The sequence below is a fragment of the Desulfosporosinus sp. FKA genome, from assembly GCF_002196785.1.
GTDB lineage: Bacteria > Bacillota > Desulfitobacteriia > Desulfitobacteriales > Desulfitobacteriaceae > Desulfosporosinus > Desulfosporosinus acididurans.
Map to the genome: position 1 here is coordinate 57,846 of NZ_NAHZ01000018.1, position 25,887 is coordinate 83,732.

At 37.8% G+C, this 25,887-nt stretch carries 22 protein-coding genes and 1 riboswitch; of the genes, 16 read left to right on the plus strand and 6 right to left on the minus strand.

Translation table 11 applies throughout. The features are described from left to right. The first annotated feature begins 25 nt into the window (after positions 1-25). Together B5771_RS05745 and B5771_RS25045 are read left to right on the plus strand one after the other, a co-directional pair. Positions 26-2,638, plus strand: coding sequence for a PocR ligand-binding domain-containing protein (locus B5771_RS05745; RefSeq protein WP_088186687.1), 2,613 nt, complete (start codon positions 26-28; stop codon positions 2,636-2,638). Between the two features lie 205 nt (positions 2,639-2,843). Continuing rightward, positions 2,844-2,927, plus strand: a riboswitch (cyclic di-GMP riboswitch). A 125-nt stretch (positions 2,928-3,052) separates the two neighbouring features. Next, positions 3,053-3,859, plus strand: coding sequence for a methyl-accepting chemotaxis protein (locus tag B5771_RS25045; protein WP_088186688.1), 807 nt, complete (start codon positions 3,053-3,055; stop codon positions 3,857-3,859). Positions 3,860-3,981: 122 nt separating this feature from the next. Here the strand turns inward: B5771_RS25045 and B5771_RS05755 are convergent, their stop codons facing one another. Next, positions 3,982-5,643, minus strand: a complete 1,662-nt coding sequence (locus B5771_RS05755) for a lactate permease LctP family transporter (RefSeq protein WP_088186689.1) — start codon at positions 5,641-5,643, stop codon at positions 3,982-3,984. A gap of 494 nt (positions 5,644-6,137) precedes the next feature. Here B5771_RS05755 and B5771_RS05760 point away from each other — a divergent pair, with 494 nt between their 5' ends. The 12 genes from B5771_RS05760 to B5771_RS05815 all read left to right on the plus strand — a co-directional run bounded on the left by B5771_RS05760 (position 6,138) and on the right by B5771_RS05815 (position 17,168). Further along, positions 6,138-6,626 carry a pyridoxamine 5'-phosphate oxidase family protein gene (locus B5771_RS05760; protein WP_088186690.1) on the plus strand — a complete coding sequence of 163 codons (489 nt, stop codon included), beginning with the start codon at positions 6,138-6,140 and terminating at the stop codon, positions 6,624-6,626. Between the two features lie 239 nt (positions 6,627-6,865). Beyond that, positions 6,866-7,783: an FAD-dependent oxidoreductase gene (locus tag B5771_RS05765; RefSeq protein WP_088186691.1), complete on the plus strand. Its 918-nt coding sequence runs from the start codon at positions 6,866-6,868 to the stop codon at positions 7,781-7,783. A 152-nt stretch (positions 7,784-7,935) separates the two neighbouring features. After that, positions 7,936-8,838: a DMT family transporter gene (locus B5771_RS05770; RefSeq protein WP_088186692.1), complete on the plus strand. Its 903-nt coding sequence runs from the start codon at positions 7,936-7,938 to the stop codon at positions 8,836-8,838. A 374-nt stretch (positions 8,839-9,212) separates the two neighbouring features. Beyond that, positions 9,213-9,761 (plus strand): XRE family transcriptional regulator, encoded by a 549-nt coding sequence (locus B5771_RS05775; protein WP_047811712.1) that lies wholly within the window; start codon positions 9,213-9,215, stop codon positions 9,759-9,761. A 124-nt stretch (positions 9,762-9,885) separates the two neighbouring features. Continuing rightward, positions 9,886-10,692, plus strand: a complete 807-nt coding sequence (locus B5771_RS05780; protein ID WP_088186693.1) for a methyltransferase domain-containing protein — start codon at positions 9,886-9,888, stop codon at positions 10,690-10,692. Positions 10,693-10,762: 70 nt separating this feature from the next. After that, entirely contained in the window at positions 10,763-11,518 is a 756-nt protein-coding gene (locus tag B5771_RS05785; RefSeq protein WP_088186694.1) for a class I SAM-dependent methyltransferase, read from the plus strand. A 131-nt stretch (positions 11,519-11,649) separates the two neighbouring features. Next, positions 11,650-12,252 (plus strand): pentapeptide repeat-containing protein, encoded by a 603-nt coding sequence (locus B5771_RS05790; protein WP_088186695.1) that lies wholly within the window; start codon positions 11,650-11,652, stop codon positions 12,250-12,252. 238 nt (positions 12,253-12,490) lie between these two features. Then, entirely contained in the window at positions 12,491-12,964 is a 474-nt protein-coding gene (locus B5771_RS05795) for a C-GCAxxG-C-C family protein (protein ID WP_088186696.1), read from the plus strand. A 12-nt stretch (positions 12,965-12,976) separates the two neighbouring features. Beyond that, a complete protein-coding gene (locus B5771_RS05800; protein ID WP_088186697.1) occupies positions 12,977-14,104 on the plus strand; it encodes a sodium/glutamate symporter in 1,128 nt (375 codons plus the stop codon). Between the two features lie 305 nt (positions 14,105-14,409). Further along, on the plus strand, positions 14,410-15,057 hold the full coding sequence (locus B5771_RS05805; protein WP_088186698.1) for a response regulator transcription factor: 648 nt from the start codon (positions 14,410-14,412) through the stop codon (positions 15,055-15,057). 3 nt (positions 15,058-15,060) lie between these two features. After that, the gene (locus tag B5771_RS05810; RefSeq protein WP_088186699.1) at positions 15,061-16,461 is read left to right on the plus strand and encodes a HAMP domain-containing sensor histidine kinase; all 1,401 of its coding nucleotides are present in this window, start codon (positions 15,061-15,063) and stop codon (positions 16,459-16,461) included. Positions 16,462-16,544: 83 nt separating this feature from the next. After that, positions 16,545-17,168 (plus strand): hypothetical protein, encoded by a 624-nt coding sequence (locus B5771_RS05815; RefSeq protein ID WP_088186700.1) that lies wholly within the window; start codon positions 16,545-16,547, stop codon positions 17,166-17,168. A gap of 49 nt (positions 17,169-17,217) precedes the next feature. Here the strand turns inward: B5771_RS05815 and dltB are convergent, their stop codons facing one another. The 5 genes from dltB to B5771_RS05840 all read right to left on the minus strand — a co-directional run bounded on the left by dltB (position 17,218) and on the right by B5771_RS05840 (position 23,099). Continuing rightward, a complete protein-coding gene (dltB, locus tag B5771_RS05820; protein WP_088186701.1) occupies positions 17,218-18,582 on the minus strand; it encodes a D-alanyl-lipoteichoic acid biosynthesis protein DltB in 1,365 nt (454 codons plus the stop codon). Between the two features lies 1 nt (position 18,583). Then, positions 18,584-20,185, minus strand: coding sequence for a D-alanine--poly(phosphoribitol) ligase subunit DltA (dltA, locus tag B5771_RS05825; protein ID WP_088186702.1), 1,602 nt, complete (start codon positions 20,183-20,185; stop codon positions 18,584-18,586). Between the two features lie 210 nt (positions 20,186-20,395). Then, positions 20,396-21,601 (minus strand): D-alanyl-lipoteichoic acid biosynthesis protein DltD, encoded by a 1,206-nt coding sequence (dltD, locus tag B5771_RS05830; RefSeq protein WP_088186703.1) that lies wholly within the window; start codon positions 21,599-21,601, stop codon positions 20,396-20,398. Beyond that, entirely contained in the window at positions 21,598-21,849 is a 252-nt protein-coding gene (gene dltC / locus B5771_RS05835) for a D-alanine--poly(phosphoribitol) ligase subunit DltC (RefSeq protein ID WP_088186704.1), read from the minus strand. The genes dltD and dltC overlap by 4 nt, the downstream gene beginning before the upstream one ends. Positions 21,850-22,259: 410 nt before the next feature. Beyond that, on the minus strand, positions 22,260-23,099 hold the full coding sequence (locus B5771_RS05840; protein ID WP_088186705.1) for a methyl-accepting chemotaxis protein: 840 nt from the start codon (positions 23,097-23,099) through the stop codon (positions 22,260-22,262). Positions 23,100-23,391: 292 nt separating this feature from the next. On the opposite strand from B5771_RS05840, the gene B5771_RS05845 reads away from it, so the two are divergent. Beyond that, positions 23,392-24,069, plus strand: a complete 678-nt coding sequence (locus B5771_RS05845) for a Crp/Fnr family transcriptional regulator (RefSeq protein ID WP_172408172.1) — start codon at positions 23,392-23,394, stop codon at positions 24,067-24,069. 352 nt (positions 24,070-24,421) lie between these two features. Continuing rightward, positions 24,422-25,840, plus strand: a complete 1,419-nt coding sequence (locus B5771_RS05850) for an SLC13 family permease (protein WP_172408173.1) — start codon at positions 24,422-24,424, stop codon at positions 25,838-25,840. Positions 25,841-25,887 lie beyond the last annotated feature (47 nt).

Below are 25,887 nucleotides of genomic sequence, written 5' to 3' on the forward strand. Positions count from 1 at the left end.
TTTTCTAAAGAAAGAGGTGTTATGGATGAGCAAGCGGTTCACATCTGAATGCTTAAGTAAATTTACTGAACTCTTTGATCTCAATGAAATACAAAAGCTACAAGATTTGTTTTCTGCTGCTACAGGTGTGGCATCTATCATCACTGAGCCCGATGGGACTTCTATAACAGCGCCAAGTGGTTTTTGTGATTTGTGTAAAGAAATAAGGAACACTGAAAAAGGTCTATATAACTGCCAAAAATCAGATTCGGTTATCGGGAGTCCCAGAGAAGACGGACCTAATATTCAGCGATGTTTAAGTGCCGGACTACTTGATGGCGGAGCAAGCATTGTTGTTAATGGAGTACATATTGCTGACTGGCTGATTGGACAAGTTCTCGAAGAAGATTCTGAAAATACTGACTTGATTAAATATGCAGATGACCTTAATATTGACCGGGATATATATCGAAATAAATTAGCTAAAGTCAAACGCATGTCTAAGCAGCAATTCGAAAACATCTGTGATTACCTTTATCTAAATGCACAATTGCTCTCCCAGTATGCGGTGAAAAATATTTCATTGGTTCAAGAGATTAATAGCAAGATCAAGAATGAAGTAACGATTAAGAATCTTAATATTGAACTTGAAGTCGAGATCAAGAAAAGAACTGATGAATTAATTATGACAAACAAAATGCTCGAAGAGTCTAATGCAGAGTTAGAAGAAATTAATGCGATACTTGAAGAAGAAATTATCAAACGTCAAAAAGCAGAAGATGATCTCAACAAATTAAATGAAGAATTAGAGGCGAAAGTAGCGGAGCGTACCCATCAACTCCAAGAATTAAATGCTATTTTGGAAGAAGAAATAGCAGAAAAGATACTTGCCGAAGACAAGTTAAAAAAAGAGAGAATTTTCACAGATGCTTTATTTGACAGTGCGCCTGGTATGATTTATTTGTACGATGATAATAGCAAGTTAGTGAGATGGAATAAGAAACACGAGGAGCTAACTGGGTATTCTTATCGCGAATTAAATAACAGACATATAATGGATTGGTATCAGAACGATTTGGAAAGTCAAACCGCGGTCATAAAAGGTATAGAAATGGTAAACAAAGAGGGCTATGGAGATGCTGAGGCAAATTTGCAAAAAAAGGACGGCACTACAATACCCATGTACTTAACAGCTAGTTTGGTGAGCATTGATGACCGACAGTATTTTGCTGGAATAGGGATTGACATGACTGAGAGAAACCAATTATTAGAAAGACTAAAAAAATATGAGATTCTGGCTGAAAAGGCACACGATGCAATATGGTTCCTTGATATGGAAGGAAATATTCTTGAAGCCAATAACACTGCGATGAGAATATATGGTTATACACAAGAAGAATTTTCATCCTTAAATGTTTCTGATTTGAGACATTTTTACAACCCTTCAGCTATTATAGCTCAAATGGAAGCAGCTGATAAAGATGGTATTACTTTGGAAACTGTTCATTATCGCAAGGATGGCACGCCATTAGATGTCGAAGTAAGCACACAAGGAGCTTATTTAGGATCTGAACGGGTTCTTCTCAGTATTATAAGGGATATCTCTGATCGAAAGAAGCGAGACAATGAAAATCAGTATTTAAGTTATCATGATGTATTAACAGGTCTTTATAACAGACGATTCTACGAAGAGGAGATAAAGCGGCTAGATACAAAAAGAAACCTCCCAATTTCTATTATCATGGGAGATGTTAATGGTTTAAAGCTCGTAAACGATGCCTTTGGCCATGATAAAGGAGACGAGCTTTTACAGAAAGCTGTAATAGCCATTCAAAACGCTTGTCGAACTGGTGATATAATTGCTCGATGGGGGGGCGATGAATTTGTAATTCTTTTACCTAAGGCTAATAAAAACGAAGCAGAAAACATTGTCAATAGAATAAAAAAACATTGTCGGTCTTTGAGTGTTAACTCAATACAAGTCAGCATTTCATTTGGGTGGGAAACTAAGAAGAGTGCCGCAGAAGATATATTAAAGGTTCTGAAAAGTGCTGAGGATTCAATGTATAAAGTTAAAATTGTTGAAAACGAAGGTACGAGGAATAATCTGATTAACACTGTCATTAACACCTTACACGAAAAAAACCCAAGGGAAGAACAACATTCCAAAAGAGTTAGTGAATTATGCCAGTATATAGGGAGAGCGATGGGTCTATCTGAAATTGAAATAAGAAGACTGAGGGTTGCCGGTCTGCTTCATGATATAGGAAAAATTGCTATCGAAGAAGGCATACTTAACAAACCGGGGAAGCTAACTGAAGCTGAGTTGGAACAGATAAAGAGCCATCCCGCTATCGGCTATAGGATAATAAGTACATCATATGAAATGTTAGAGTTGGCAGATTATATATTGGCACATCATGAACGATGGGATGGGAACGGTTATCCTAAAGGGTTAAAAGGAGAATCAATACCGAGGATTTCAAGAGTTATTGCTCTGGCTGATAGTTATGATGCTATGATAAGTACTCGCCCCTACAGAGATGCCCTCACTAAGGAACAGGCTTTATATGAAATTCAAACAAATTCCGGAAAACAGTTTGATCCTGACATCGCCCAAGTTTTTTTGAAAAGTTTGCAAAAAGGTTTGAATTTCTAGAAAGTTATGGAATAGGTATTTCGAGACCATCATTATCAATTTTCATTACACGCTTCATCGAATGATAACGTGGAGCGCGTTTGCAATTGTGATCTTAGAAAGAGTTTGAACGCAACAAAAGTAATTTTTACATATGTGACCTTTTGCGACAAATTTCATGACATTTTTACGATATAATACACGTGGTTATACAGCAAGTTTCTTATAATGACAAGGAATTTATGAAGCATGCATCGTAATTGGGCGCTTGATACATGTGGAAAAAGTAGCGCAACCGGCCTAGTTTATAAATTATTTATAAACTAGGTTTTTTTGATTTTTGAATTATAAGTAACTTAGCGAAATTTAACAGTAGTGAGTTAGTGGGTTGTTGTATTTGTGTAAATTATCCAGAGAATATGGAGGTCGTTAACAATGAAACTTAATTCATATCTAGAAATTGCCAGCGAATTACAGGATCTCTATGATGCGGAAACAGCTATAACACTGTTAGATACAAAAAATGTGATTGCCGTTTATCCTGGGCCGCATTTAGATTTGAATCTAAAAGTAGGGGATCAAGTACCTAAAAATACTGTAACTGATGAAGCGCTCCATTCAGGTACTCATATTGTGAAACGTATCCCAAAAGAAGTTTTAGGCATACCGTATGTTGGCATAGCCCATCCAATACAAGAAAATGGAGATACCGTTGGTTGTATTACAGTAAGTATATCAACCGAGCATTATGATAAATTACTAGAGGCAGGTCGGGAAATTCTTACAGCTGCAGAGGAAATATCTGTAGTCTCAGAAAGCCTTACTGCCACTTCAGAAGATCTTGATGTAACAACTAAAGCTATGATTGATGAAATTGACAAAGTCACTCGAGAAGTTGAGCATACGAACAAGGTAACAGAAAAAATAAGCAAAATTTCAGTCCAAAGTAATATTCTTGGTATCAATTCATCGATCGAAGCGGCTCGTGCCGGAGAATATGGTAGAGGTTTTACTGTGGTTGCAAATGAGATAAGAAAGCTTGCCGAAACTACGAGAAATTCAACTTTCGAAATAGAATCTGATCTAAGTGGAGTTCAAACATCTGTTAATAATCTAGTTAAATCAGTTAAGCAACTAGGTAAAATGACTGAATCTCAAGCCAGTGCAGCTTCAGAACTTTCGAATGCCTTATTGCAAATTACACAAATGGCTGAAAAACTAGTAATGATGGGTAATGTCTAACCTTAACTACAGTCCTGTATTTATCCAGTTTTCAGACCCCCACTTCTTGTTCACTTGCTTTTTATCAAATTTAAAGAAGACTGTCCTATCAAAAAGAACAGTCTTCTTAGGCGAATTGAATGTTATTGAAGTGCAAGCGTTACGTGGGGTAACATACCGGGGAAAACGTAGGCCTGAAGTAAAATGATTATGCCGACAACAACCACAAATCCGAGAGAGTGTTTAAAGGTGAAACGGAACAAACTTGATTCTTTACCCACTTGATTGGTACCAGCTGCTGCAACGGCCAGAGATTGAGGCGAAATCATTTTACCCATAACACCTCCCGAACTGTTTGCGGAGACTGCCAGAACTGGGTTTAAGCCTAACTGCGAAGCAGTTGTCATTTGCAGTTTGCCAAACAAGGCGTTGGAAGATGTGTCCGAACCGGTTAAGAATACGCCCAACCATCCCAAGATAGGAGATAAGAACGGGAAGATTTTTCCGGTGGAAGCGAACAGTAAACCAAGTGTAAAGGACATTCCAGAGTAGTTTGCCAGATAAGCGATTCCTAATACGGAACCCATCATAATAATTGGATAGAGAAGTTGCTTGAATGTCGCTCCAAAAACCTTGATTGTCTTTGATGGCTTCAATCCGAGGATAAAGGAAGAAATGATAGCAGCTAAAAGAATAGCTGTTCCTGCGGCAGAGAAGAAATCCCATTCATAGTTCGCAGGATAAAGAGTAGGTTTGGGAACGATCGGTGCTGCTTTATAAATTAAGCCATCAAGACCAGGCCAATGTTTAATGTTGATAAACCATCTCAGGTCTTTAGCTACAAAATCTTTGAAAGCGGGTACTCCCCAAATACCAACAAAGATGGTTAAGATAATAAACGGTGTCCAAGCTTTTAAAATTTGAGCTCCAGTATATTTGACAGCGGTACCTGATTTAGTATCTTTTTCATGCGGGAAACGCCAAATAGTTTTTGGCTTCCAAACTTTGAGGAAAGCTGCTGTGCAAACAAGAGATACAAGAGAAGAGATGATGTCTGGAAGATAAGCTCCTAAATAATTAGAGGAGAAAAATTGTGTTATAGCAAATGAACCACCCGCTATAAGAACAGCTGGAAGCACTTCAACGGTTTTCTTCCATCCAGCCAACACAATGATAAGGTACATTGGAACTAAAATAGAAAGGAATGGTAATTGGCGTCCAACTGCTTGGGAAATAACATTGGCGCTTATTCCTGTAACTGAACCTGCGGCAATGATTGGGCTGCCAATGCCACCGAATGCAACAGGAGCAGTATCTGCGATTAAGCAGAGGCCGGCAGCATATAGAGGTTCAAACCCTAAACCTATAAGGATAGCTCCCGCAATAGCAACCGGTGCACCAAAACCTGCTGCACCTTCTAGGAAGGCACCAAAGGAAAAAGCAATTAACAAGGTTTGAAGTCGACGGTCATCCGAGAGTGATGCGATTGATGATTTTATGACATCGAATTGCCCAGCTTCAACGACCAAATTATAGAGAAATACAGCCGAAAAAACAATCCAGGCAATCGGAAAGAGGCCGTTGAAAACACCCAGGATGCTGGCGGAAATCGCCATTGAAACGGGCATTTTGTAAACGATAACAACATCTAGAATAGTTAATATAAGAGTGGTTACACCAGCAATGTGACCCGTCATTTTTTTAACGGCTAAAGCCCAAAATAGATAGAGGATAGGTACTGCAACAGCGAGTGAAGTAAAACCAATACTACCGGCTAATGCTGAATAATTCTGTGTCCAAGGCATCGAAAACCCCTTCCTTCTTATCAAGCTTGTCAAATGGTTAGTTAGAATATTAGTGCGATTGCGATTAGTTTCTCGTTCCGCCCCGAACATGGAGGCCTGTCACTTACTCCGGCATAAAATACCTTAGTTAAAGATTGGATCCCCCCCTTTAGAATTAAATTAAGAATTTAATGAAAAGAAATTATATATAAATTTTAACTGCTTTTGTGCAAATTATCAAAAAGTTTATTTTTTCACAAATATTCGACATGATACTTAAAGTATGATAGAATATACGACAATATTTGCAGAACGTTCCATACAGTGAAACGAAAAATGACTTGATCGCTCTTTCTTCATAATATAGAACAAGAACTGTTTAACCTGGATGTTCCATTTTCAAGAATCGATACGGCACGAAGAGTTACTACCCATCAGCGGCGATTACAACGATAACTACTATATGATATTTAAGATAATATTTAAGTAAACAAGAAGAAAATGAGGTGTGCTTAATGTTTAGAGAAATGAGAAGAAAGAAACAACTACTGTCCGAAGAAGAAACAAGTGAGATTATTAAGGCTCACTCGGCAGGTGTATTGTCTGTAACGGGTGATGACGGCTATCCGTATGCAATTCCGATTAGCTACGCTTATGTAGATGGTAATCTTTATTTCCACTGCGCAAAGGAAGGTCACAAGATCGATGCCATCAAGCGCAATGATAAGGTGTCCTTCTGCGTCATCGATAAGGATGAGGTCATTCAGGAAACCTTCACGACTCATTTTCGCAGTGTTGTCGCTTTTGGCAGAGCTAGGATTCTAAAGGAAGATATTGATAGGAGAGCTGCTCTTGAAAGTCTTGTCGGAAAGTATTCCCCGGACTATATGCAGGAAGGGCAGAAGGAAATCGAGAAAGACTGGAGTAGAGTTTGTGTGGTAGAGGTCAAGATCGAGCATATGACTGGCAAGGCCGCAAAAGAAATTGCAAAATACAAAGAGTGATAAGCTTGTCTGCTTCCAATTATTTTACTGATGCCGCCCTATACTGAAATGGGGCGGCATTTTTTCAGCAACGGAATCTATAGGTGATGTTTTCGGTTTACTCTTACGGAAGAATAGTATTTTAGCTTAAGGGGTAAAGCTAATTTATAAGAATGATCATTAATATTTTTTTACATCGAATTCAAAAATAGCGAGCCGGCGATTCCGAAAAATAAGTAAAAATAAGGGAGTTGAAAACTATGATTTATGACTTGATTATAATAGGTGCAGGCCCAGCAGGTATCAGCGCCTCTATTTATGCTGTTAGCAGAGGGCTGCAGACATTGGTTATAGAAAAAAACCAAGTGGGTGGAACTATCCGACAAGTCTCAAACGTTACCCATTATTCTGGGATTACAGAAAATGAAACTGGTAAGACCTTTGCGACGAGAATGTATAACCAAGCTATTAAAGCAGGGGTAGTTTTTAAATTCGAGGAAGTAACTGCTGTAAATTTTGAAGCGGAGATCAAAGAAATAGAAACAAATAAAAGTATTTACCAAACCAAATCAGTGATTATTGCCAACGGTACTACTCCTAGATCTCTTGGTATACCAGGGGAGCAAGAATTTATTGGTAAAGGAGTAGCTTATAATTTGTCAGATGATTTAAGTCTATATAAGGAAAAAGAAATTTTTGTTGTGGGTGGCTCGGATGGTGCTTTAAAAGAAGCATTGTTTCTGTCAACGTTGGCAAAACAAGTTAACCTCATCCATTTTGAGGAAAAATTAGGAGCTGTAGTAGAGTTTACATCAAAAGCAGAAAATAATTTGAATATGAAAATTCGTCTGCATTCCAGACTTACCAATATTAGAGGGAGTATGAGTATTGAAAAATTGGAGATTACAGATATAAATACTAATGAGACTGAAATCATAGAAGCTGCGAATAGTTATGTGTTTATCTATGCCGGGTCAACACCTAATTCACTAATGTATTCTACGGTTAATAAAGAGAATGGATATATTGTTGCAAATGAGAGCATGCAAACTAATATACCTGGTGTCTATGCTGTGGGCGATATATGCAAAAAGCAGGTGAGACAAATAGCTACAGCCGTTTCTGACGGAGCAATTGCCGGGATTCAAGTTGCGTCTTATTTGAGTGGAAAAGCATAATAGCATTTCTGGTTTTCACTTTTTTGCTGCACGTAAACTTACTAATATTTTGTGTATACCCGATATAAACATTAGGTATTGGTAAATAGTCGGCTCGTTACTTATAATTTTAAGTATCGTGTAAAATGTGTTGGGAGAAGTGAAACAATGAAATGCTAAATGGCTATCTGTTAATTATTTTAGCTGCTATAGGCTATGGTGCTTTACCCATATTCATAAAATGGGGGTTTAACATGGGTCTAACCATAGATGTCATGTTATTCTCGCGATTTTTCATAGCCAGCAGCTTAATGGTTTTTATCCTATTTGTCAGTAGAAAAAAGGGCTTCAAAATATCTAAATCTTCTTTTATCCAATTAGCCCTTCAGGGCTTTCTCTTTTTTGGATGTTCATATACTTATTTTTTATCCATTAAGCATATGTCTGTCATCATTACAAATATATTGCTTTATACTTACCCTCTAATGGTTGTACTTATGTCTGCCTTGATTTTTAAAGAGAAGATATCATTTGTTAAAGGAGCAACTTTGCTTATTGCCTTTTTCGGTTGCTTGCTGGTTATAGATGTTACAAACATGTCTGGCCAAAAAATCAGTATGTCGGGCCTTTTTTATGCTGTTGTATCCGCCCTATTTTATGCTCTATACAATATCAATGGACAGTATCTTTCCGAAAAGTCAAGTCCATTTACTGTATCCGTTTGTACAACCATCATTTGTTTATTTGCTACTATTGCTATTTATCCTCCAATCAATGTCATTTCCTGTCACTCCCAGTTGGCTCTTTGGACTGTAGGCCTTGGGACAGCCATGTTATGTACGGGTGTTCCTCTTTTTTGTTATCAAAAAGGTCTATCCCTTTTAGGTGCAAGCCGAGCTTCTATCTTAAGCACTATAGAACCTGCAATAACGACTTTATTAGCTAGTTTCCTTTTAGGAGAAACACTAACAAGCGAACAACTGCTTGGAGGATTACTTATTATATGCGGAGGTTTGCTGCTTAAATTAGATAAATTAAAAAAACCCTATCCTTTAAACCATCATTTGAGCCATTAAGTGTAAATACATTTTTGATCCAGTTTAAGACCCCCCACTCCTATAAGTGGGGGCGAGTCTGTAGTTAACTTCAGGTGGGGTAGAGTCCTCTTTCGCCGCTAGGTATTCCTATTGGGAAAGCCGGCTCGGCAATAATGTCCACTGGACATTATTGTATCTGAAGCCCCGATGTTCAGCTTTAGCGTAAGCGAGTTCACTTTATGAATTTTTTCTCTGATTTCAAGCGACAGTTTGACTATAAGGAGAGTCAATTATCTTATGCGAAATAATGTATTGACAATGAGTTGACCGCAAGGATATAATGTTTCTGTAAAGTAAACAACGGATTAGTCATATGAATCTTGCTTTAGAGACGTTTAAGGATAGTGACAGTTATGGAAGATTTATTTATTAGCAAACAACTAAAACAAGTTCGGCTGGAAAAACAGTTGACATTGGACGAATTAGCGAAGCGTACTGGTTTTACTAAAAGTCTATTGTCTAAAATTGAGAACAATAAGGTGTCGCCGCCCCTCAGTACTTTGATGAGAATAACCCGTGCCCTTGATGTTTCTTTAAGTGAGCTTTTTAGAGCTGCTGAAGCACGTCATATTGAAATCGTGCGAGGGAATCAGAAATCGCAAAGACCCATGAGTAAAGTTGACGGTCAAATGATGGAAAGTCTCGTGCAGGGTTTTCCGCAGCAAAAGTTTGAACCAATACTAGTTACAATAGATAACCAAGTTAGTCATGAGCTTAAGCTTTATGACCATCCGGGGCAAGAATTTATTTATGTTCTAACCGGTAAAATGAAGTATGTATATGGAAATGAAGAATATTTTGTGGAAGCTGGAGATTCGCTATACTTTTATGCTGATGTACCACATGGCGCAATCCCGATGCAAGGAGAGAAGGTTACCTATATTTCGATTCTCAGCCTCTAATAATCTAATCTGCAAGAGTATTGAATACTGTTTGAAAGGAGAGAATTAGTTCATTATTTTTGCTTGCTATGTTTCCTGAGGGTAAACAATGTTTCACTTTTAACACATTAAGGGAGGGGATAAAATGTCTAAAATTAATTTTAGTAAAGCAGCAGATGTTTATGAAAAAACGGCTCTCGTACAAAAGTCAGCTTCCAAAGTTCTACTGGATCTATTATCTATTAAAAATGGCGATGATGTTCTTGATTTGGGATGTGGGCCTGGCAATATATCAATGGAGATTGCCAAGATGACCAAGGGGCGAGTGGTTGGAATCGATGTGGCACCGGGCATGATTGAGAAAGCCCGCCAAAGCGGAACAGCATCTGACAATGTAACTTTTGCTGTACGAGATGCTGCTGATTTTGAATTCAGTTCGGAATTTGATGTAATTTTTTCCAATTCCGCGTTCCAATGGTTTAGAGATCCTGATGTAGTTTTAAAACGATGTTTTAACGCTCTGAAGCAAGCTGGTCGCATGGGTATCCAGGCACCTGCAACTAGAAATTTTTGTACCAACTTTGTGGCAGCGGAGGAGAAGATTCGGAGCAACCCCGTAACAAGTGGGGTATTTTCTGACTATAGAAGTCCTTGGCTTTTTTTAGAAGACGCTAAGGACTATGCAAGACTATTTGAACGTAATGGTTTTAGAGTTAGTCATTGTCAGATTGTACAGGAAGAAACTCTTTATAGTGTAAATAAAGCATTTAAGATTTATCAATCAGGAGCAGAAAATGGGTACTTAAACCAGGATTATTATCAAGTGTCGTTATCGTTGGATTACGTAGAGAAGTTCAGAGAGCTTTTTAGAGAAGCCCTCAGTGAGCAGGCTAGGGAAGATGGCATGGTGCCAATTGTGTTTAATCGCATTTATTTGATTGCTCACAAGTGAGAGTAAAGTTAACACTTAATATTACATTAGTACTTGTGCTGCTTGCGTCGGCGGCGGAATGGAGGTTACTATGGATAATACGAATGAGGTTAAGAAAAATTTTGGGCAAAGAGCATATGAATATCGATTGAGTTCTACCCACGGTAATCCGGAAGATTTGGATAGAATGATTGGGCTAATTGATCCTAACTTTAATGACGAAGTGTTGGATGTTGCTACAGGAGCAGGTCATACTGCGATCGCTCTAGCCAAATTTGCCAAAAAGGTGACAGCAATTGATATTACCCCGGAAATGTTAGCTGAAGCTAAAATTGCTTCAATTCAAGACGGTATAAGTAATATAACTTTTAGGATAGAAAATGTACACAACCTAAATATTTCCGACGGGCAATTTGATATTGTTGTCTCAAGGTTTGCAGTACATCATTTTTCCGATGCACGAAGTGCCCTTCGTGAAATGTGCAGAGTATTGAAGCCTGGAGGTAAGTTATATATCCTTGATTGCTCAGTTGTTGACGGTGATGAATCTGAGAAGGTCATTAATCATATTGAGTTATTAAGAGACAGTTCTCATCAGTATTCTTATTCACCGCGATTATGGAACCAGTTATTACAGGATTTGCCGCTGACAATAGTTCATGCATCGTTGCTTCAATCAGAGTATAAGTTACCAGTCTGGTTTGACAGGATGGGAACAAGCCAAAGCAATAGGAATGAGATCTTTAAGCTGCTTAATAATTTATCGAGTAAATGCAAAGTCAACTATCCTTTTGGAAATGATTATATAACTACTTATCGTTATGAACTTTTAGCAACTAAGAACTAGCATGTATAAGTGCTGAGTTTACAGAAACATCATCATCATTAAAAGAAGGTTCCTTGCGAAATGGGCAGGAAGGCGGATTGGAATTTAATAAATTTCATATTCCGGATATTAAGATATAAGAGGCAATTGTTATGTTGGAAAAAGCGATTTCAGATGCAAGGTTAGATGATAACTATCTTAAGAATGTAAGTTTTGTCAATGATGTTCTCACAGATGTTGATATTTCAAAGATTGAATTTGAGTCGGTAGAGTTTGTCAAGTGTCAATTTATTAATTGCAATTTTTCTCGCACTAGCTTTTATGATTCAGCTTTTATGAATTCCGATTTCTCAAATTGTAATTTTGAAGATAGCTATTGGAAGAAAGCGCAAATATCAGAATGTAAAGGCAGTGGAAGCAATTTTAACCAAAGTCATTTTAAAGAAGCAATGTTATCTAATTCTTCATTCCGTTACACAAATTGCACATTATCAGTATGGGAAAACTGTACGATTAGTGATTGTAACTTTCAAGAAGCATTTCTTTCAGAGGTAAAGTTCAAAAAGGTTAACCTCAAAGCGGTTGATTTTCAGAGAACAGATTTCTTTAAAACTTCACTAAAAGGAATTGACCTATCAAATTGTTTAATCGAGGGTATTACGTTATCCGATACGTTCAGTGAGCTCAAGGGTGCAAAGATAAACGCCTTGCAAGCAGTTAATATAGTACAAATTTTAGGGGTAAAAATTGTATAACCCTTAATTTAAGGAGTTGATTATTTCCATGTTTCGAGAGGAAATATCCTCAGTGGAGAAATGGTATATTGTGGTAATAACTCAAAGCTTTTAGTTATTCAAAAAAACCTCTGTATCACGATAAAAGTGAAAACAGTGGTTTTTTTGTTAAAAAGGTAATTGAGTTATTGTGATTACAATAATATAATATAAAAGTGATTTGTACGCATAACTACTTAATTATTGATGGAGGCAGTATATGGAAAGAGAAAAAGTTATTAATGATGTAAGGACAAAGGCGGAAGGATACTTCCAGAGAGGTGAGTTTTTTTGTTCTGAATCTGTGATCCATACTCTCAATGAGTTGCTTGGCTGGCCTTTTGATCCTTCAATTAGCAGATTGGCTTCAGGCTTTCCGATCGGGATCGGAAAATCGGGTTGTGTTTGTGGAGCCATAAGTGGTGGTGTAATGGCCTTAGGTATGGCTTACGGCCGAGATCATGGCAATCCAATGAATAGCAAAATGCTTCCTATTGCTGCTGATCTTCATGATCATATTAAAAAGTTATATAGAAGCACTTGCTGCCGAGTCATTACAAAAGATTTAATCTTTGATTCTCCTGAACGCAAAGCTCACTGTGTAAAAATAACCGGAGAAGTTGCGGCTTGGATAACAGATAAATTGTTGGATGATGAAGAGCTAATTAATACAATTAAATCTGTTAACATATAGGAGTTTAGTCTTATGAATTTTAACTCAATACAAACGATAACAGCGGCAGGACTCTTTTTGCTATTCGGTTATTACCTTCAGAGTAAGATAATTTGGTTAAGAAAGTTGTACATCCCGGCTCCATTTATTGGAGGTATTTTGGCTTCTGTCCTTTTTCTTTGCTTAAAAAGTATTGGACATGTTAAATGTAATTTGGATTATTCTATGCTTCCGGTGTTTGTTGCCGGATTCTTTGCTTCAATTGGACTAAGAACAGATCGTGCTTTTTTAAAAAAAGGTTATAAAGGTCAAATCCTATTTTTGGGTATTGTTATTTTTGTAGCATTATTTCAGAATGTCGTTAGTTTATTGATTAGTAAGGCTGTCGGCTACAATCCATTTCAAACAGTCATATTTGGGTCAATGGGCTTGATGGGGGATGCTTCTGTACTCCAAGGGGTTCCCAGTCTAATATCAAGAGGGCATGCTTATCTTGGACTGTTTAATGGGTACTCGGTGTTTGGAAACATTTTTGGTACGCTCTTAGGGGGCTGCCTTTTTATTTTGTTAAAGAAGCGAACCCAATTGGAATCGCCTAAAATTACACCAATTGAGTTTAAGCCTTACGAATTCTTACAACATCTTTTGATTTTTTTATTGACTATATGTCTGGGTCTGCTCCCTACACAATTGGGGTTTGGCAAGTGGATAAACCCGGCAGGGGGTTCTTTTCTTGCAGGGCTTATTATCCGACAGTTGTTTGAATTAACAGGTAAATCTTCGATTCAATCACCGAAGGTAAATATTATTGGCAATTTTTCTTTATCCATGCTTTTAATTATATCTTTCATGTCGATGGACCTCGCCGCGCTTGCGAAACTTAATCCTGCCGCTATTTTAATTTTTGCCCTACAGGCTTGTATACTGATGTTTTTCAGTTTTTATTTTGTTTTCCGTTATTACAAAAGAAACGCCTTAGCCGCCTATGTAGCTTCAGGGTTAATCGGTTTTAGTTTAGGAATGCCAGCAAGTACTATGTCTACCCTTCAATGTATTGGAGAACAGGAAGGGGCTATTCCAATAGTTTTATACATTGTCCCCCCAGTGGGTGCATGGCTTATTTCGGTGTTTAATCCATACATTATTAAGTTATTCCTTTAGCTTTTTTCGTGGCAGTAGAAAATATCAAAGACTATAGAATCATGGTAGTCTTTACCGGGATCACACTTTTTTAATATTGGTTGATAGGCCGGTTGTTATTTCAAACTAATATGCAATAAATCATTAATATAATTCATTGCCAATTTTGTTGCTAAAGTCTCCCTCATAGTCTGAGGGAGACTTTTTACATCTAAGACAAAAAAGGAGTACCACCCTAACTTCTCGAAACAGTAAGTGACCCAACCAGTCCATTCCTTTACAACTTTATAATAGATTTATAATACAATCAAAATGAGGTGATATATATGGCAAGGATACTTATTGTGGAGGACGAACATCCTATTAACGAATTGATATATCGTAATTTGTTGCTTGTGGGGCATGACTGCTTGCAGGTATATGACGGTATGGCTGCTATTGAAGAAACAAAAAAACAATCCTTCGATTTAATTATCTTGGATGTTTTGCTTCCCAGTTTAAGCGGATTTGAAGTACTAGAAAGAATCAGAAGCATTCCAGTAATTTTTCTGACCGCCAAAGACGGCCTTTCCGATCGTGTTAAAGGTCTTAATCTGGGTGCAGATGATTATATCGTGAAGCCTTTTGAAACACTCGAATTACTGGCGCGGGTGGAGGCAGTATTGCGTCGCACACAAAAACATACAAAATTGTTCCAATTAGTTGACGCAGAAATAAATCTAGAAAGCCGGAAGGCTTATTATCAGGGGCTGCCGGTGGATCTGGCCCCCCGAGAATTTGAACTTCTTGAAACACTCATACTGAACCGGAATGTGGCGTTATCCCGTGAAAAATTGTTGGAACTTGCATGGGGATATGATTACATTGGTGATATGCGAACAGTTGATGTGCATATACAAAAATTAAGGAAAAAGCTTGGCTGGGAGACATGCATCCATACAGTATATAAACTCGGATATAGGTTGGAGGTCTAGTAGATGAAATTCTGGCAGAAGACGTTTCTCCTAACTCTGTTCCTATTTCTCATCATCTTCGACAGCAGCATGTTTCTATTAGCAAATTCGGCATTTACAAACAGTCTTAACAATGAAAAAGAGCGTTCGCTCGGCGAGCAGTATTTTATTTCAAATGCTATTGCTAAAGATTTGAGTGCAATTAAGGCGCGTGGAAGCGATACGGATATGGCACTCCGGTCGCTTTTCTCCGCTTATACGTCCTATTATAAAGACCAGCAGGTATATCTGGAATTGTTGAAGAATGGAAAGGCCCTGTATTCGAACATTCCCGGTTATGATGGTACAAAGCCCGAACTTAGTGTAGATGCCGGGTTTCGCAACACGGTTTTACGAACAGTAGAACATCATAAATATTTCTATGTAGCTGGATACTTACCTAACCCTTGTGATGAATATGTGCTTGTTTATGCTCATGACATATCAAAGCTGACTGCGTCCCAAGCACAGCTTACGAGGTTTCTAACTACGGTAAGCATCTTTATTTCACTTTTGCTCACAGGAGCATTATATTTACTTTTAAGGAGACTCACAAAGCCGATTGCTCAACTTTCTCTGGCCGCACAGCGTATTTCGGATGGAGAACTAAATGAGCGGGCAATGGTGATAGGCAGGGATGAATTTTCTGAGCTGGCTGTTAATTTCAATGGAATGGCCGAGAAAGTTCAGGGGCAAATCAAAGCGCTTGAGGTGGCTGCAGAACAAAAGCAACAGTTTATTGACAATCTTGCGCACGAATTGCGAACCCCCTTGACCACTATATACGGTTTTGCGGAGTACATACAAAGAGCGTCAATTACTGATGATGATCGTATCACTGCAACCCAGTATATTTTGTCCGAAAGCAAACGGCTGCAACAAATCGCTTTTAAGCTCCTTGATTTGGCATTGCTTCGTCACAGTGAAATTGACCTTACAGAAGTGAGGGTCGATAACTTGTTTGAAAAATCGATGAATACCATCCGTCAAAAGGCTGATCAAAAGCAAATTGCCATCGAAGTTGATGTAAGAATTAGCTCTGTAAAGGGTGATGCAGCTCTGCTTGAAAGCTTAATTATTAACCTGCTGGATAACGCTGTCAAAGCATGCAGTTTAAAAGGGAAGATCGGTCTTAATGCTTATGCGGATGGAAATGAAAAAATCCTTGAGATAAAAGATAACGGCTGCGGCATGACAAAAGAGCAAATTGCACATATAACAGAGCCGTTTTATCGAGTTGATAAGTCGAGAAGCCGGGCTCAGGGAGGTGCCGGTCTTGGACTGTCACTCTGTGAACAAATATCTCGATTTAGCTGCGCGGTTCTGGAATTTGTTTCTGAGTCGGGAAAAGGAACATCGGTAAAAGTAAGATTTACAACTTCATAATAACTTCTTTATTTTATGGTGATAGCGTTTGCCTAATATAAAGATGTGATCACAAACAACGAAATTTTAGGGAGGTTATAGACATGAAATCTGTAAAACAATTTATTAAAAAAAGCTGGGTATTTTCACTGAGTATCACTATTATTAGTGCGAGTGCGGTTATTATGAACGCCGGCATCATTACCGCCAGTGCAGCGCAGGAAAATATTGTTTCCAAGGTGGCAACGCCTATCACCACTGTTTCAACAAAAGCCGGACAACCATTCAAGGTTTCAGCATCACGGCGTGTGTTTACTATTACGGACTCGGCCCCTATTGAAACCAAGGGAATGGATGCCAAAAAAGCAGCAGAAGTTAGTAAAGTTTATACACCATCTGCTAAAGACATAACAAAAGAGCAGGCCGCTGATAAAATTGCGGCAAAAATTGTAGAAATAACCGGAAGTGATTTGAGCGGCTATACCGCTGTGATGCAGTTGTTCCCTATTAAGGAACGGGATACATGGTTTGGCAGTTTTACGTCGGCAGATGGTAAAACCATTTATTCCTCTAAAATTGACGCTGTTACCGGAGAAGTCTGGTCGATTAACATGTTTGTGCGCGCAGGCGGCGGATACAGTGAAAAAGCTGGAGGGACTTGTGATTTGTCTAAAGATCTTTTAAACAACTCAGCTGACGTTTTCGGATATGATATCGAAAAATCCTAATATACAAGGGTAAGCTCAAGAAGAAATAGTCGCTATGATAAATGCTGGATTATTTAAGCAAGCGTCCGGAGAAAATTAGCAAGCCAAAACAAGTAAACTGGAGGGTAATCAATCGGGCCAGCATGTCCCAAGCTTTCCCATTCCCCCAAAAATGCTTCTCTTTATTGAAACGTTCCAGATACTCAAAGACGATCATGAGAAAAGCCATATAGAGACCATAGACAATGTAATGCCACTCGATTCCATGCCAAATTCCCATTATAAGAAAAAGCAAGAGGTAACCAAGAGCGGAAGTAGTGTAGCGACTGTTAAAACGTTTCTTTTTGGCACTGTCGAGAACGAAGCGCATATAGATATAGTCTCTGAACCACATTGACAAAGAGATATGCCAACGGTTCCAGAAGTCCTTAATATTTTTGGACCAAAAAGGGACTTTAAAGTTTTCAGGTGTTTTTACGCCGTAAAAGCGGCTCACTCCGATAGCAAAGGCGCTGTAACCGGCAAAATCAAAGAAAAGATAAGCGCTGTAAGTATACATATAACGAAATGTCGCCCACAAACTATGAATATGATTTAATGGTATGATCATATATTGGTTAATCAAATAAGCCAAAATAAACTTATATAGAAAACCACGCAAAATGTATTCTAAACCTTCGGTAAAATGAATGAGATACTCTTGCCGAGTTATTGTTCTTTGAAGATCCGAGAGAAACCTGCGGTAGCGGTCTATGGGCCCTGAGGCAAGAGTAGGGAAAAATAAAACGTAGCTAATGAAATTTCCTAGATTAACCTCCTTGATTAAACCGTCTCTGATTTCAATTAGCGTTCCAATGATTCTAAAGCTCACATAGGATATTCCTAAAAAACCAAGAATGGTATTCTCGGGGGATGTCATTTGACTTGGCTTAGATGCAGCTTGTCCTATGCTTTTTGAGAATTGACTAAGCATCTGTGATCCTGCAGAGATTTGGGTGTTAGTAAGTGTTTGAGATAGATTTTGGACTCCTTGCGTAATATGATTTAAATTTTGAGTTGCTAAGGACTTTGCTCCAGAAAACGCAGCTGTTGTTGCACCAACGTTCGGATAGAAAAATGGCGATAATTTAACCAATATTAACGGCAATAAGCTTCCTGCAACAGCAAGATAAAAGATTAAAGAGCTGTTTTTAGCCTTTTCTGATTGACGATAACGTAGATAAAACCAAATAACAAGGTATTCCCAGATAAAATAGATGACGGCCTGAACAAAAAAGGCTTGAGGTTTCAAAATTAAATATAACATACCAATTGACGAATGCATGATCCACAGCGATCGGGTTTTGGGAGATGCTTGGGCTAATCCTATAATTATTGCCGGAATAACAGGTATAAGCAGCCATAAGAAAAACGAGAAGTTATCATATGGAATCATTTTACCCTCCTTGAAGTGCTTTACGGTCAACTTTGCCATTCATTGTCAGGGGGATACTTTCAATGAAGCTGTAGCGTTGTGGCAGCATATAGGCTGGCAATATCTGCCCTAATTTTAAGCGTATTTGCTGCCCCATTTCTTGCTTAATCGATTCCGGTTCTTTAGTAAAACCTTTAAAATTATTGCTTAGTTTGACAAATGCTTGGAGAGCAGCATTTTTGTTCCGGCGTACAATTGGAATTACAACAGCATTTTCAACTTCAGGTAACCTTCGTAACTGTTCTTCAATTTCGCCTAATTCAATCCGATAGCCGTGCAGTTTTATTTGAAAATCCCGCCGACCTGTGTAATATAGTTTTCCGTTGAGCCAATAGCCGATGTCGCCGGTACGATAAGCTTGTTGGGAGATTCCATTTTTCGTCCACTTAAAAAAAACACGTTTTGTCAGCTCGGAATGGTTAAGATAGCCTATACTAACGTTGGGCCCTGAGATGACAATTTCGCCGCTTTCCCCAGGTTTGAGTAAGCTTTGGAGGTGTTCTTGAGAACTTACGGCGGAGTTCACTTTGTCTAGAGCATCGGGATCACATATTAAGATTTGACAATCTGCAGATCTCTGTCCTACAGGGAGTGGCCCGGGACTTTTAAGGATTTCCGCAGTAATATTTACACCCGTTACTGCCACGGTGCACTCCGTTGGGCCATAGAGGTTTATGACCTTGGCTTGCGGGAAGCGTTCTAAGAGTCGCGAGGCAACATTGCTGGGAAGAACTTCTCCACAAAAGAGAAAGTAACGCAGCTTGGGCAAAAGCTCTTCAGTGAAATTCGGATCCATGAGGCATATCTCCGCAAAGGAAGGTGTGGAAATCCAATAACTTATTTGTGATTCGTGTAAAGAATAAAATAGATCCTTAGGGTTACTGATTTGCTCCTGATCCACACTCCACAAAGTACCACCATTGCTTAAGGACATGTATAAATCCAAAACGGATAAATCAAAGGAAAAAGGGGCTTGATTGAGAAAAATCTCCTTTTGCTGTTCTGGTAGATAGTCGCGATTTACCCAAGCAACAAAGCTTTCTAACGAACGTTGGGTAATTTGCACACCTTTTGGTTCTCCGGTGCTTCCGGAAGTGAAAATGATATACCATACATCATCGATACCGATTTGCCACTCCGATTGCGGTTTGGCATTCTGGGGTGCTAAATTGAAGATCGCTGGAAGGTGAAGGTTCTCTAGGCAAATGAGGCTTTTCACCTTCATTTTCTGTGGTAAAGTTGTAGGAGAGAGAATAAGTTCCGCACCCGAAGATTCTATAATTTTGAGTATACGCTCGGTGGGAATCGACTTATCGATGGGAATATAGGGATGCCCCGCTTTAATGCAGGCTAAAAAGAACACAAGCATTTCGCTTTCTTTGTGTCCGTATATGATAATAGGTCTTCTCTCTCCTGAATTGCGAGTTGCTTTCTGAAAAAGCCAACAGGCCAAGACATCAGAATAGGATTTTAGATCCGCATAGGTTAAAACTTGTTCTTTATATCTATGCGCTAAGCGCAGCGGAGCTGATTTAGCCCACTGATCGATTTGCTGCAAAAGCATAAAACCACCCTCTTTAACGATATTTAAGCGAAAGAAGTTACTAACACTGTAAATCTTAATTTCTATCGAACTAAAAGCAGTCCTGAAAATTGTGGTTAAAAACCGTTGTATATGAATGGCGGCGGGGTATGCTGTTTCTGGACCAAATAGAGAAGGAAAAGCCCCATTATTATTAGGTAGTAATAAACTACACGGGCGCAAAACATTGTCTTAGGGTTTTTGATGAACGAACTGATCCAAAGTTTCATCGAATTCAACCCATCCTTTCTCACTGGGATGTGATGGATCATCCATTAAATATTTGTCATACTCGTGAGTAGAGAAATCCGCTAGAGAAAATCGGTAGTGATCCGCCATCTCTCGAACTTGATTATAATACTTCTGACGTTGTTCTTTAGGAAAACCGGTAAAATCATACCATGGGCCATTTACAGGCTGAATCAAAAATATTGGATCTGCTCCTTCATCCTTTAAAACCTTCATTAATAAGTTAAGATCTGAATATTCCGGAGAAGGATAAAAGTGGCTCTTCCTTGAAGAGTTTTTGAATTTTTGTGGGTTCTTGATCTTTTGTTGATAAAATTTATTACCGATTCCAAAGGGATTATTGGTTTCATTTTTTTGGACATCGGCGGAAGCTTTCTGCAGCATTTTGGACCAGGCTGGCAAAACTTTCTGAATAGAGCCGCTTGAATTTTTGGCTATTTCCTTAGCCGGAAGATGGTGAATGACTTGATATGTTTTTACAGCGTCTTGGATTTCTAAAGCGGACATTTCAACCCTGGCAGCTGGCCAGTAGACAAATTCCATTATATTTGAACCTATATCTCTTTGACCGTAGTATTTAAGCAGCCCATCTAAAATCGGATAGAATTTCTTTACCTCATCAAATTGAATAAGTCGTCGTGCCAGAGACGTTTTTGTTTGACGAGTCAAAGTGGGGTTGAAAATCAATTTATATGCTTGTAAGGCAGAAAAATTAGCAGCGAAGGTATTCTGAGAGATTCCATTACCGCCAAACCATTGGGCCGAAAGTGAAAGTACAATTTTTTTCCCTTTTAGATTTTGGGCTCCTGCATAAAGCGCTTGAATCAAATCTAATGAACCTGCATGTCCAACAAGATAGGGTGTCCATCCGGTAGGCCGGCCAGCGAAGAGCTTTGTCGGATTATATGGGCCTCCATGTCCAAATTCAGAAGAACCATACATCGGGACTACGTGTGGATCCTTTAAAGCCATACTTTGTAAAAGAGTTCCTCCGAAAAGAGAGGGGATCAGATTTTCACTTGCAGTTTCAATTACCCCTGGTTTGATATAGCTGCTTACCCACCATTGAGACAGTGGTCCAAGTATAAGTATGCTCAGAAAACAGAGGAGAAGCGCCAAAACCATTGGCAGCAGACGTCTACGGATCATTTCATTTTCCCCTCAAGATATTGGATAATCCGCTCCGGAGTCGACCACATTTCTCTGTCAACTTCTGTCGGTGCAATATCGATGTTCAGTTGTTCATGAATCGTCAGCATCAATTCTACTAAACCAAAAGAGTCTAATAGGTTATTAGCAAAGAGATCTAGGTTTGGGTTGCTCTCAATTTGATCTGTTCCGCAAATATCCGAAAGTGCACTTAAAATTGTCGTTCTGATGCCTGATTGATAACTCATTGTTGTCGCCCCTTATCATAATTTTAATTCTTTGGAAAGCCAGATGTTATGAGATCTTGGCTGCACTAGAAAGATTATAGTAATCTTAGCTTAAAATTAGCTGAGAACAAAGAAGAAATATCATGTTCAAAAAGTCTGGCAGATTATCAGTGAATCTAATAATTCGTGAATATCGACGGCTAATACGCGGTATTACTGTTAGATGAAAAAATCATAAAGTAATGTATGTATGTAAGTTAATTAATAATAGATACTGCTTTGTATAGATGTATTGATGCTTAGATCGGCGAAAAATATTGAATACGAATCTAAGAGACCTGGACTTTAGCAAGGTTCCAGGTCTCTTAAGAATCTCTCAATATAATTATTTTTTTAAAATTATGATATAAGTTTAATATTAGAGAAGTTATTCATTGCGCATTGAATCTTTCAACTTTTACAAATTCATGGAGCTGTTTTGAGACTGAAACAATTTCATCACTAGTAGCTGCCATCTCCTCAGTTGCGGCAGCTTGGTTTCCAGCTGAAAGGCTTGTGATTTTCATCTTCTCATCAATAAATTCAATTGCACTTCTGATTTTCAGAAGAGATTCTGCTACCTCTTCTGCTGATTCTTTACTCAATTCCGAAAGTTTACCCATTTCTTGAGCTACAACACTGAATCCTTTTCCTGAATCTCCTGCTCTTGCCGCTTCTATAGATGCATTTAAAGCCAGAAGATTCGAATTCTTAGAGATGTTTTTTATATCACTAATTGTTTGGTCGATGTTTTTTAGTTTTTCTACTGTTTGCGAAGTGAAATCATCAATTTCCTTAATAAAACTTGATATTTCCTGTGAACTCGAAGCAACTTCCTCTATACCAGCGTTAAGTTGCTCCAACGATGAGAAAATCATAGATATTCTTTCCTCAATTTTAGTCTCCTTTTCGATATTTTGCATTATATTTATTAAAGCACAGACCTCCCCGTTTTCATCGCAAACTGGAGTAAGAAGCCCTTTGGCTGTAACACCAAAGGATGTTTTGGGGATTTTCGTAAATACTTGTTTTTTGTTTCTGATTACATAATCATGAGTCTTAGTTTTTTCAATTGGATCTCCAACTTTTACTTTTCTATCAAGTTTTCCGGGTGCATAAGCCATGACAGTCATATTTTTAGTATCAATTACAACTATCGTGATATCCTCCTGCATAACTTCATTTAACGCTGGCATGATTTCAATAAATTGGTTAAGATATTTTATTTGCATTTGTTTTACCACCATTCTTCACAAATAGTATATAATTTTAGAATAGAATATAGTTGGAGATTACGTAAATCGCCCCCGAAAATCTAGATTTAATTTTCAGGCCTGTTTATTCTTATCCGATAACAACATTAATCTTCTATCTATTAACTACCAAATTGTATACTCATAAGTGTAATAATAACACTTATGAATCTTCAAAACTGTAGTCTGAACTGCTATAATTCAAATATAACAATTTAGAATTTTTATGGCGACAGCTATTCCTATATTACAAATATTAAGGAGAATTGTAATGGAAAGTGATATTTCTAACTTTTGGTCACCCTGGGTTACAAATACAATGTTCTCTTGGAAAAAGGTCTTAGGATTTGCTACAAAAAGACAGTATGAAAAGAATGATACAATACTTTGGAATGGACAGATCGTTGATGAACTTTATTATTTAGATGAAGGCCAAATTAAGATGAGTTATCTCAATTTTGAGGGCGAAAAAAAATCTGTATGGTACATTGAAAGTGGAAATACTTTTGGAGAAGCACCTTTTTTCCTAAGAAGGGAATGTAGTATGTTGATCACTTGTGAAAGAGATTCAATCGTGTATGCTTTTGACCGTAAGGTAGTTATGGAAATAATATTACATAATTCCGAAATAATGGTTGATATGCTAACTCGAATGGCAAGTAAAATTCAAACTCTTACACGACAAATTTATGATTTGAGTTTAAATTCACCGAAAATGCGATTGTACAGAATGTTATATTTCATGTCGCAGACTAGACCCGGCAATACCGCCAACATATCCCAACAAGATTTGGCAGATCTGCTTGGCCTTCATAGAGTTACAGTAAATAAACTATTGGTTGCTTTAAAAAATGATGGGATTATTGAACATGATATAAAAAGAAAACGAATTGTTGTCAGCAATCCTTCAACTTTATTAGAATTAATTGAAAGGGAACAAAATACATAGGCTAAACATAAAGCTCAGTAAAATTTAAGCTTATTATTTAGTTTGAAAATGATTTATATGGAAAATCCTTAAAAGACCTTGAATTTATGCTAACGCAAAAGTCTAGGTCTTTTCTATGTTGAAAAAGGTTAAAATTACTCAACGAAATTTAAAAATAGGCTACAAATCGTTTAAGAAAACTGCAATAAAATTTTTATATTGTATTATTGTAGTCTCAACAACAGTAAGAAATTAATTCTTGATGTTATTGTAATCACAAGAACTATTTAATTCATAAAAGGGAGCTGGTATGTGAAGGTGGATAAACAGGTGTCATAAATATATGAGTCAAAGAAATAATTGGAGGTTTTGTATGAGTAATAATAACGCTCAATTAAGAAATCAAGAAGAGGTAACCCAATTCAATCGAAGCATTTTATACTGGATTATATCCCTCGGTTTACCAGTACTAATTCTTTTTATTCCTACAACGGCACACTTTACTAGTCATGTAAAACAATTCTTTGCTCTTTCTCTGGGGGCTATCTTTTTATGGGCTTTTGAAATTGTCCCAAACTTAATTGTTTCACTGATTTTACCGGTATTGTACATGCTGCTTGGTTTAGCACCTGCAAATGTTGTATTTAGTGCATGGTCTAACTATATCCCTTGGATAGTATTAAGTGGGATGATTCTCACAAGTATTGCGGAAGAGACTGGACTGCTAAAAAGAGTAGCCTGTTGGTGTATCTTAATCACGGGGGGATCTTATCGTGGTATCATTTATGGCCTGACTATTGCCGGGGTAATATTATCTTTACCAATTACTGATTTAACAGCTAGAGTACTCTTATTTGCCACTATTAGTTACAGTATTTGTAAAGCATTAGAGCTTGAGAACGGCGGAAAGTCTAGTTCGGGTATTATGCTCGCCGGTATTTTTTCTGCCTTGAATCCTGGTTATATTTTCTTCACTTCAACAACTCAGACAATGATGGCTTATCAATCAGCAGCCAAATTAGGAGTAAGCAGTAGTTGGACATCCTATCTAATTAATAATGGCTTAATAACCTTAATTTGGTGTTTTCTCTGTGCTGTCATTTTAGATTTTCTTTTTAAATCAGAGCGGAATATTAATTCAAAAGCATATTTCCTAGAAGAGAAAAAGAAGTTGGGCAAATTATCTCTTGCCGAAAAGAAAATGGTTGTGATTTTGGCTCTTATCATTATTGCGATTTTGACCGAACCCTATCATAAGGTTCAAATTGGCTGGTTGTTCCCATTGTTTGTTGGAGTCATTTACTTACCAGGTGTTGGTTTGGCAAAACCTGATTCACTAAAGAAACTTAACTTCCCGATCATTATTTTCGTTACAGCAACACTGACTATTGGCGCAGTTGCCAGTAGTGTTGGAGGCAGTAAGTTCTTAGCCGACTTACTTACACCTATTATGAGTGGCTCAAAATTATATACTTTAACTTCAGTATGGGTATTTGGGATTATCATTAAATTTTTGTTGACACCTTTAGCAGCTTTGGCGACATTAACTGAGCCAATTGTTAGATTAGCTCAACATGCCGGATTAAATCCAGTGCCTGTTCTTTATGTCTGGAATCAAAGTATGGAACAAGTAATTTTCCCGTATGAATATGCTCTGGTTCTTCTTGCATACAGTTATGGCTACTTATCACTAAAAAACCTAATGAAAGCGTTTAGCATTAAACTAGTTTTTAATATTATTTTTATTATTCTGATTGCTGTGCCTTTCTGGAAGCTAATAGGTTTGTTTTAACGAGCGAGTTTTAAGACTGAGACATTTGTGTAAAACAGATATTTAAT

Excerpts from the sequence above, each read along its gene's own strand:
- dltB (WP_088186701.1), bottom strand. The coding sequence starts at position 18,582 with ATGATTCCATATGATAACTTCTCGTTTTTCTTATGGCTGCTTATACCT.
- B5771_RS05775 (WP_047811712.1), top strand. The coding sequence starts at position 9,213 with ATGGAAGATTTATTTATTAGCAAACAACTAAAACAAGTTCGGCTGGAA.
- dltA (WP_088186702.1), bottom strand. The coding sequence starts at position 20,185 with ATGCTTTTGCAGCAAATCGATCAGTGGGCTAAATCAGCTCCGCTGCGC.
- B5771_RS05780 (WP_088186693.1), top strand. The coding sequence starts at position 9,886 with ATGTCTAAAATTAATTTTAGTAAAGCAGCAGATGTTTATGAAAAAACG.
- B5771_RS05765 (WP_088186691.1), top strand. The coding sequence starts at position 6,866 with ATGATTTATGACTTGATTATAATAGGTGCAGGCCCAGCAGGTATCAGC.
- B5771_RS05810 (WP_088186699.1), top strand. The coding sequence starts at position 15,061 with ATGAAATTCTGGCAGAAGACGTTTCTCCTAACTCTGTTCCTATTTCTC.
- B5771_RS05845 (WP_172408172.1), top strand. The coding sequence starts at position 23,392 with ATGGAAAGTGATATTTCTAACTTTTGGTCACCCTGGGTTACAAATACA.
- B5771_RS25045 (WP_088186688.1), top strand. The coding sequence starts at position 3,053 with ATGAAACTTAATTCATATCTAGAAATTGCCAGCGAATTACAGGATCTC.
- B5771_RS05800 (WP_088186697.1), top strand. The coding sequence starts at position 12,977 with ATGAATTTTAACTCAATACAAACGATAACAGCGGCAGGACTCTTTTTG.
- dltC (WP_088186704.1), bottom strand. The coding sequence starts at position 21,849 with ATGAGTTATCAATCAGGCATCAGAACGACAATTTTAAGTGCACTTTCG.
- B5771_RS05755 (WP_088186689.1), bottom strand. The coding sequence starts at position 5,643 with ATGCCTTGGACACAGAATTATTCAGCATTAGCCGGTAGTATTGGTTTT.
- B5771_RS05790 (WP_088186695.1), top strand. The coding sequence starts at position 11,650 with ATGTTGGAAAAAGCGATTTCAGATGCAAGGTTAGATGATAACTATCTT.
- B5771_RS05850 (WP_172408173.1), top strand. The coding sequence starts at position 24,422 with ATGAGTAATAATAACGCTCAATTAAGAAATCAAGAAGAGGTAACCCAA.
- B5771_RS05785 (WP_088186694.1), top strand. The coding sequence starts at position 10,763 with ATGGATAATACGAATGAGGTTAAGAAAAATTTTGGGCAAAGAGCATAT.
- B5771_RS05815 (WP_088186700.1), top strand. The coding sequence starts at position 16,545 with ATGAAATCTGTAAAACAATTTATTAAAAAAAGCTGGGTATTTTCACTG.
- B5771_RS05805 (WP_088186698.1), top strand. The coding sequence starts at position 14,410 with ATGGCAAGGATACTTATTGTGGAGGACGAACATCCTATTAACGAATTG.
- B5771_RS05840 (WP_088186705.1), bottom strand. The coding sequence starts at position 23,099 with ATGCAAATAAAATATCTTAACCAATTTATTGAAATCATGCCAGCGTTA.
- B5771_RS05795 (WP_088186696.1), top strand. The coding sequence starts at position 12,491 with ATGGAAAGAGAAAAAGTTATTAATGATGTAAGGACAAAGGCGGAAGGA.
- B5771_RS05770 (WP_088186692.1), top strand. The coding sequence starts at position 7,936 with ATGCTAAATGGCTATCTGTTAATTATTTTAGCTGCTATAGGCTATGGT.
- B5771_RS05760 (WP_088186690.1), top strand. The coding sequence starts at position 6,138 with ATGTTTAGAGAAATGAGAAGAAAGAAACAACTACTGTCCGAAGAAGAA.
- dltD (WP_088186703.1), bottom strand. The coding sequence starts at position 21,601 with ATGATCCGTAGACGTCTGCTGCCAATGGTTTTGGCGCTTCTCCTCTGT.
- B5771_RS05745 (WP_088186687.1), top strand. The coding sequence starts at position 26 with ATGAGCAAGCGGTTCACATCTGAATGCTTAAGTAAATTTACTGAACTC.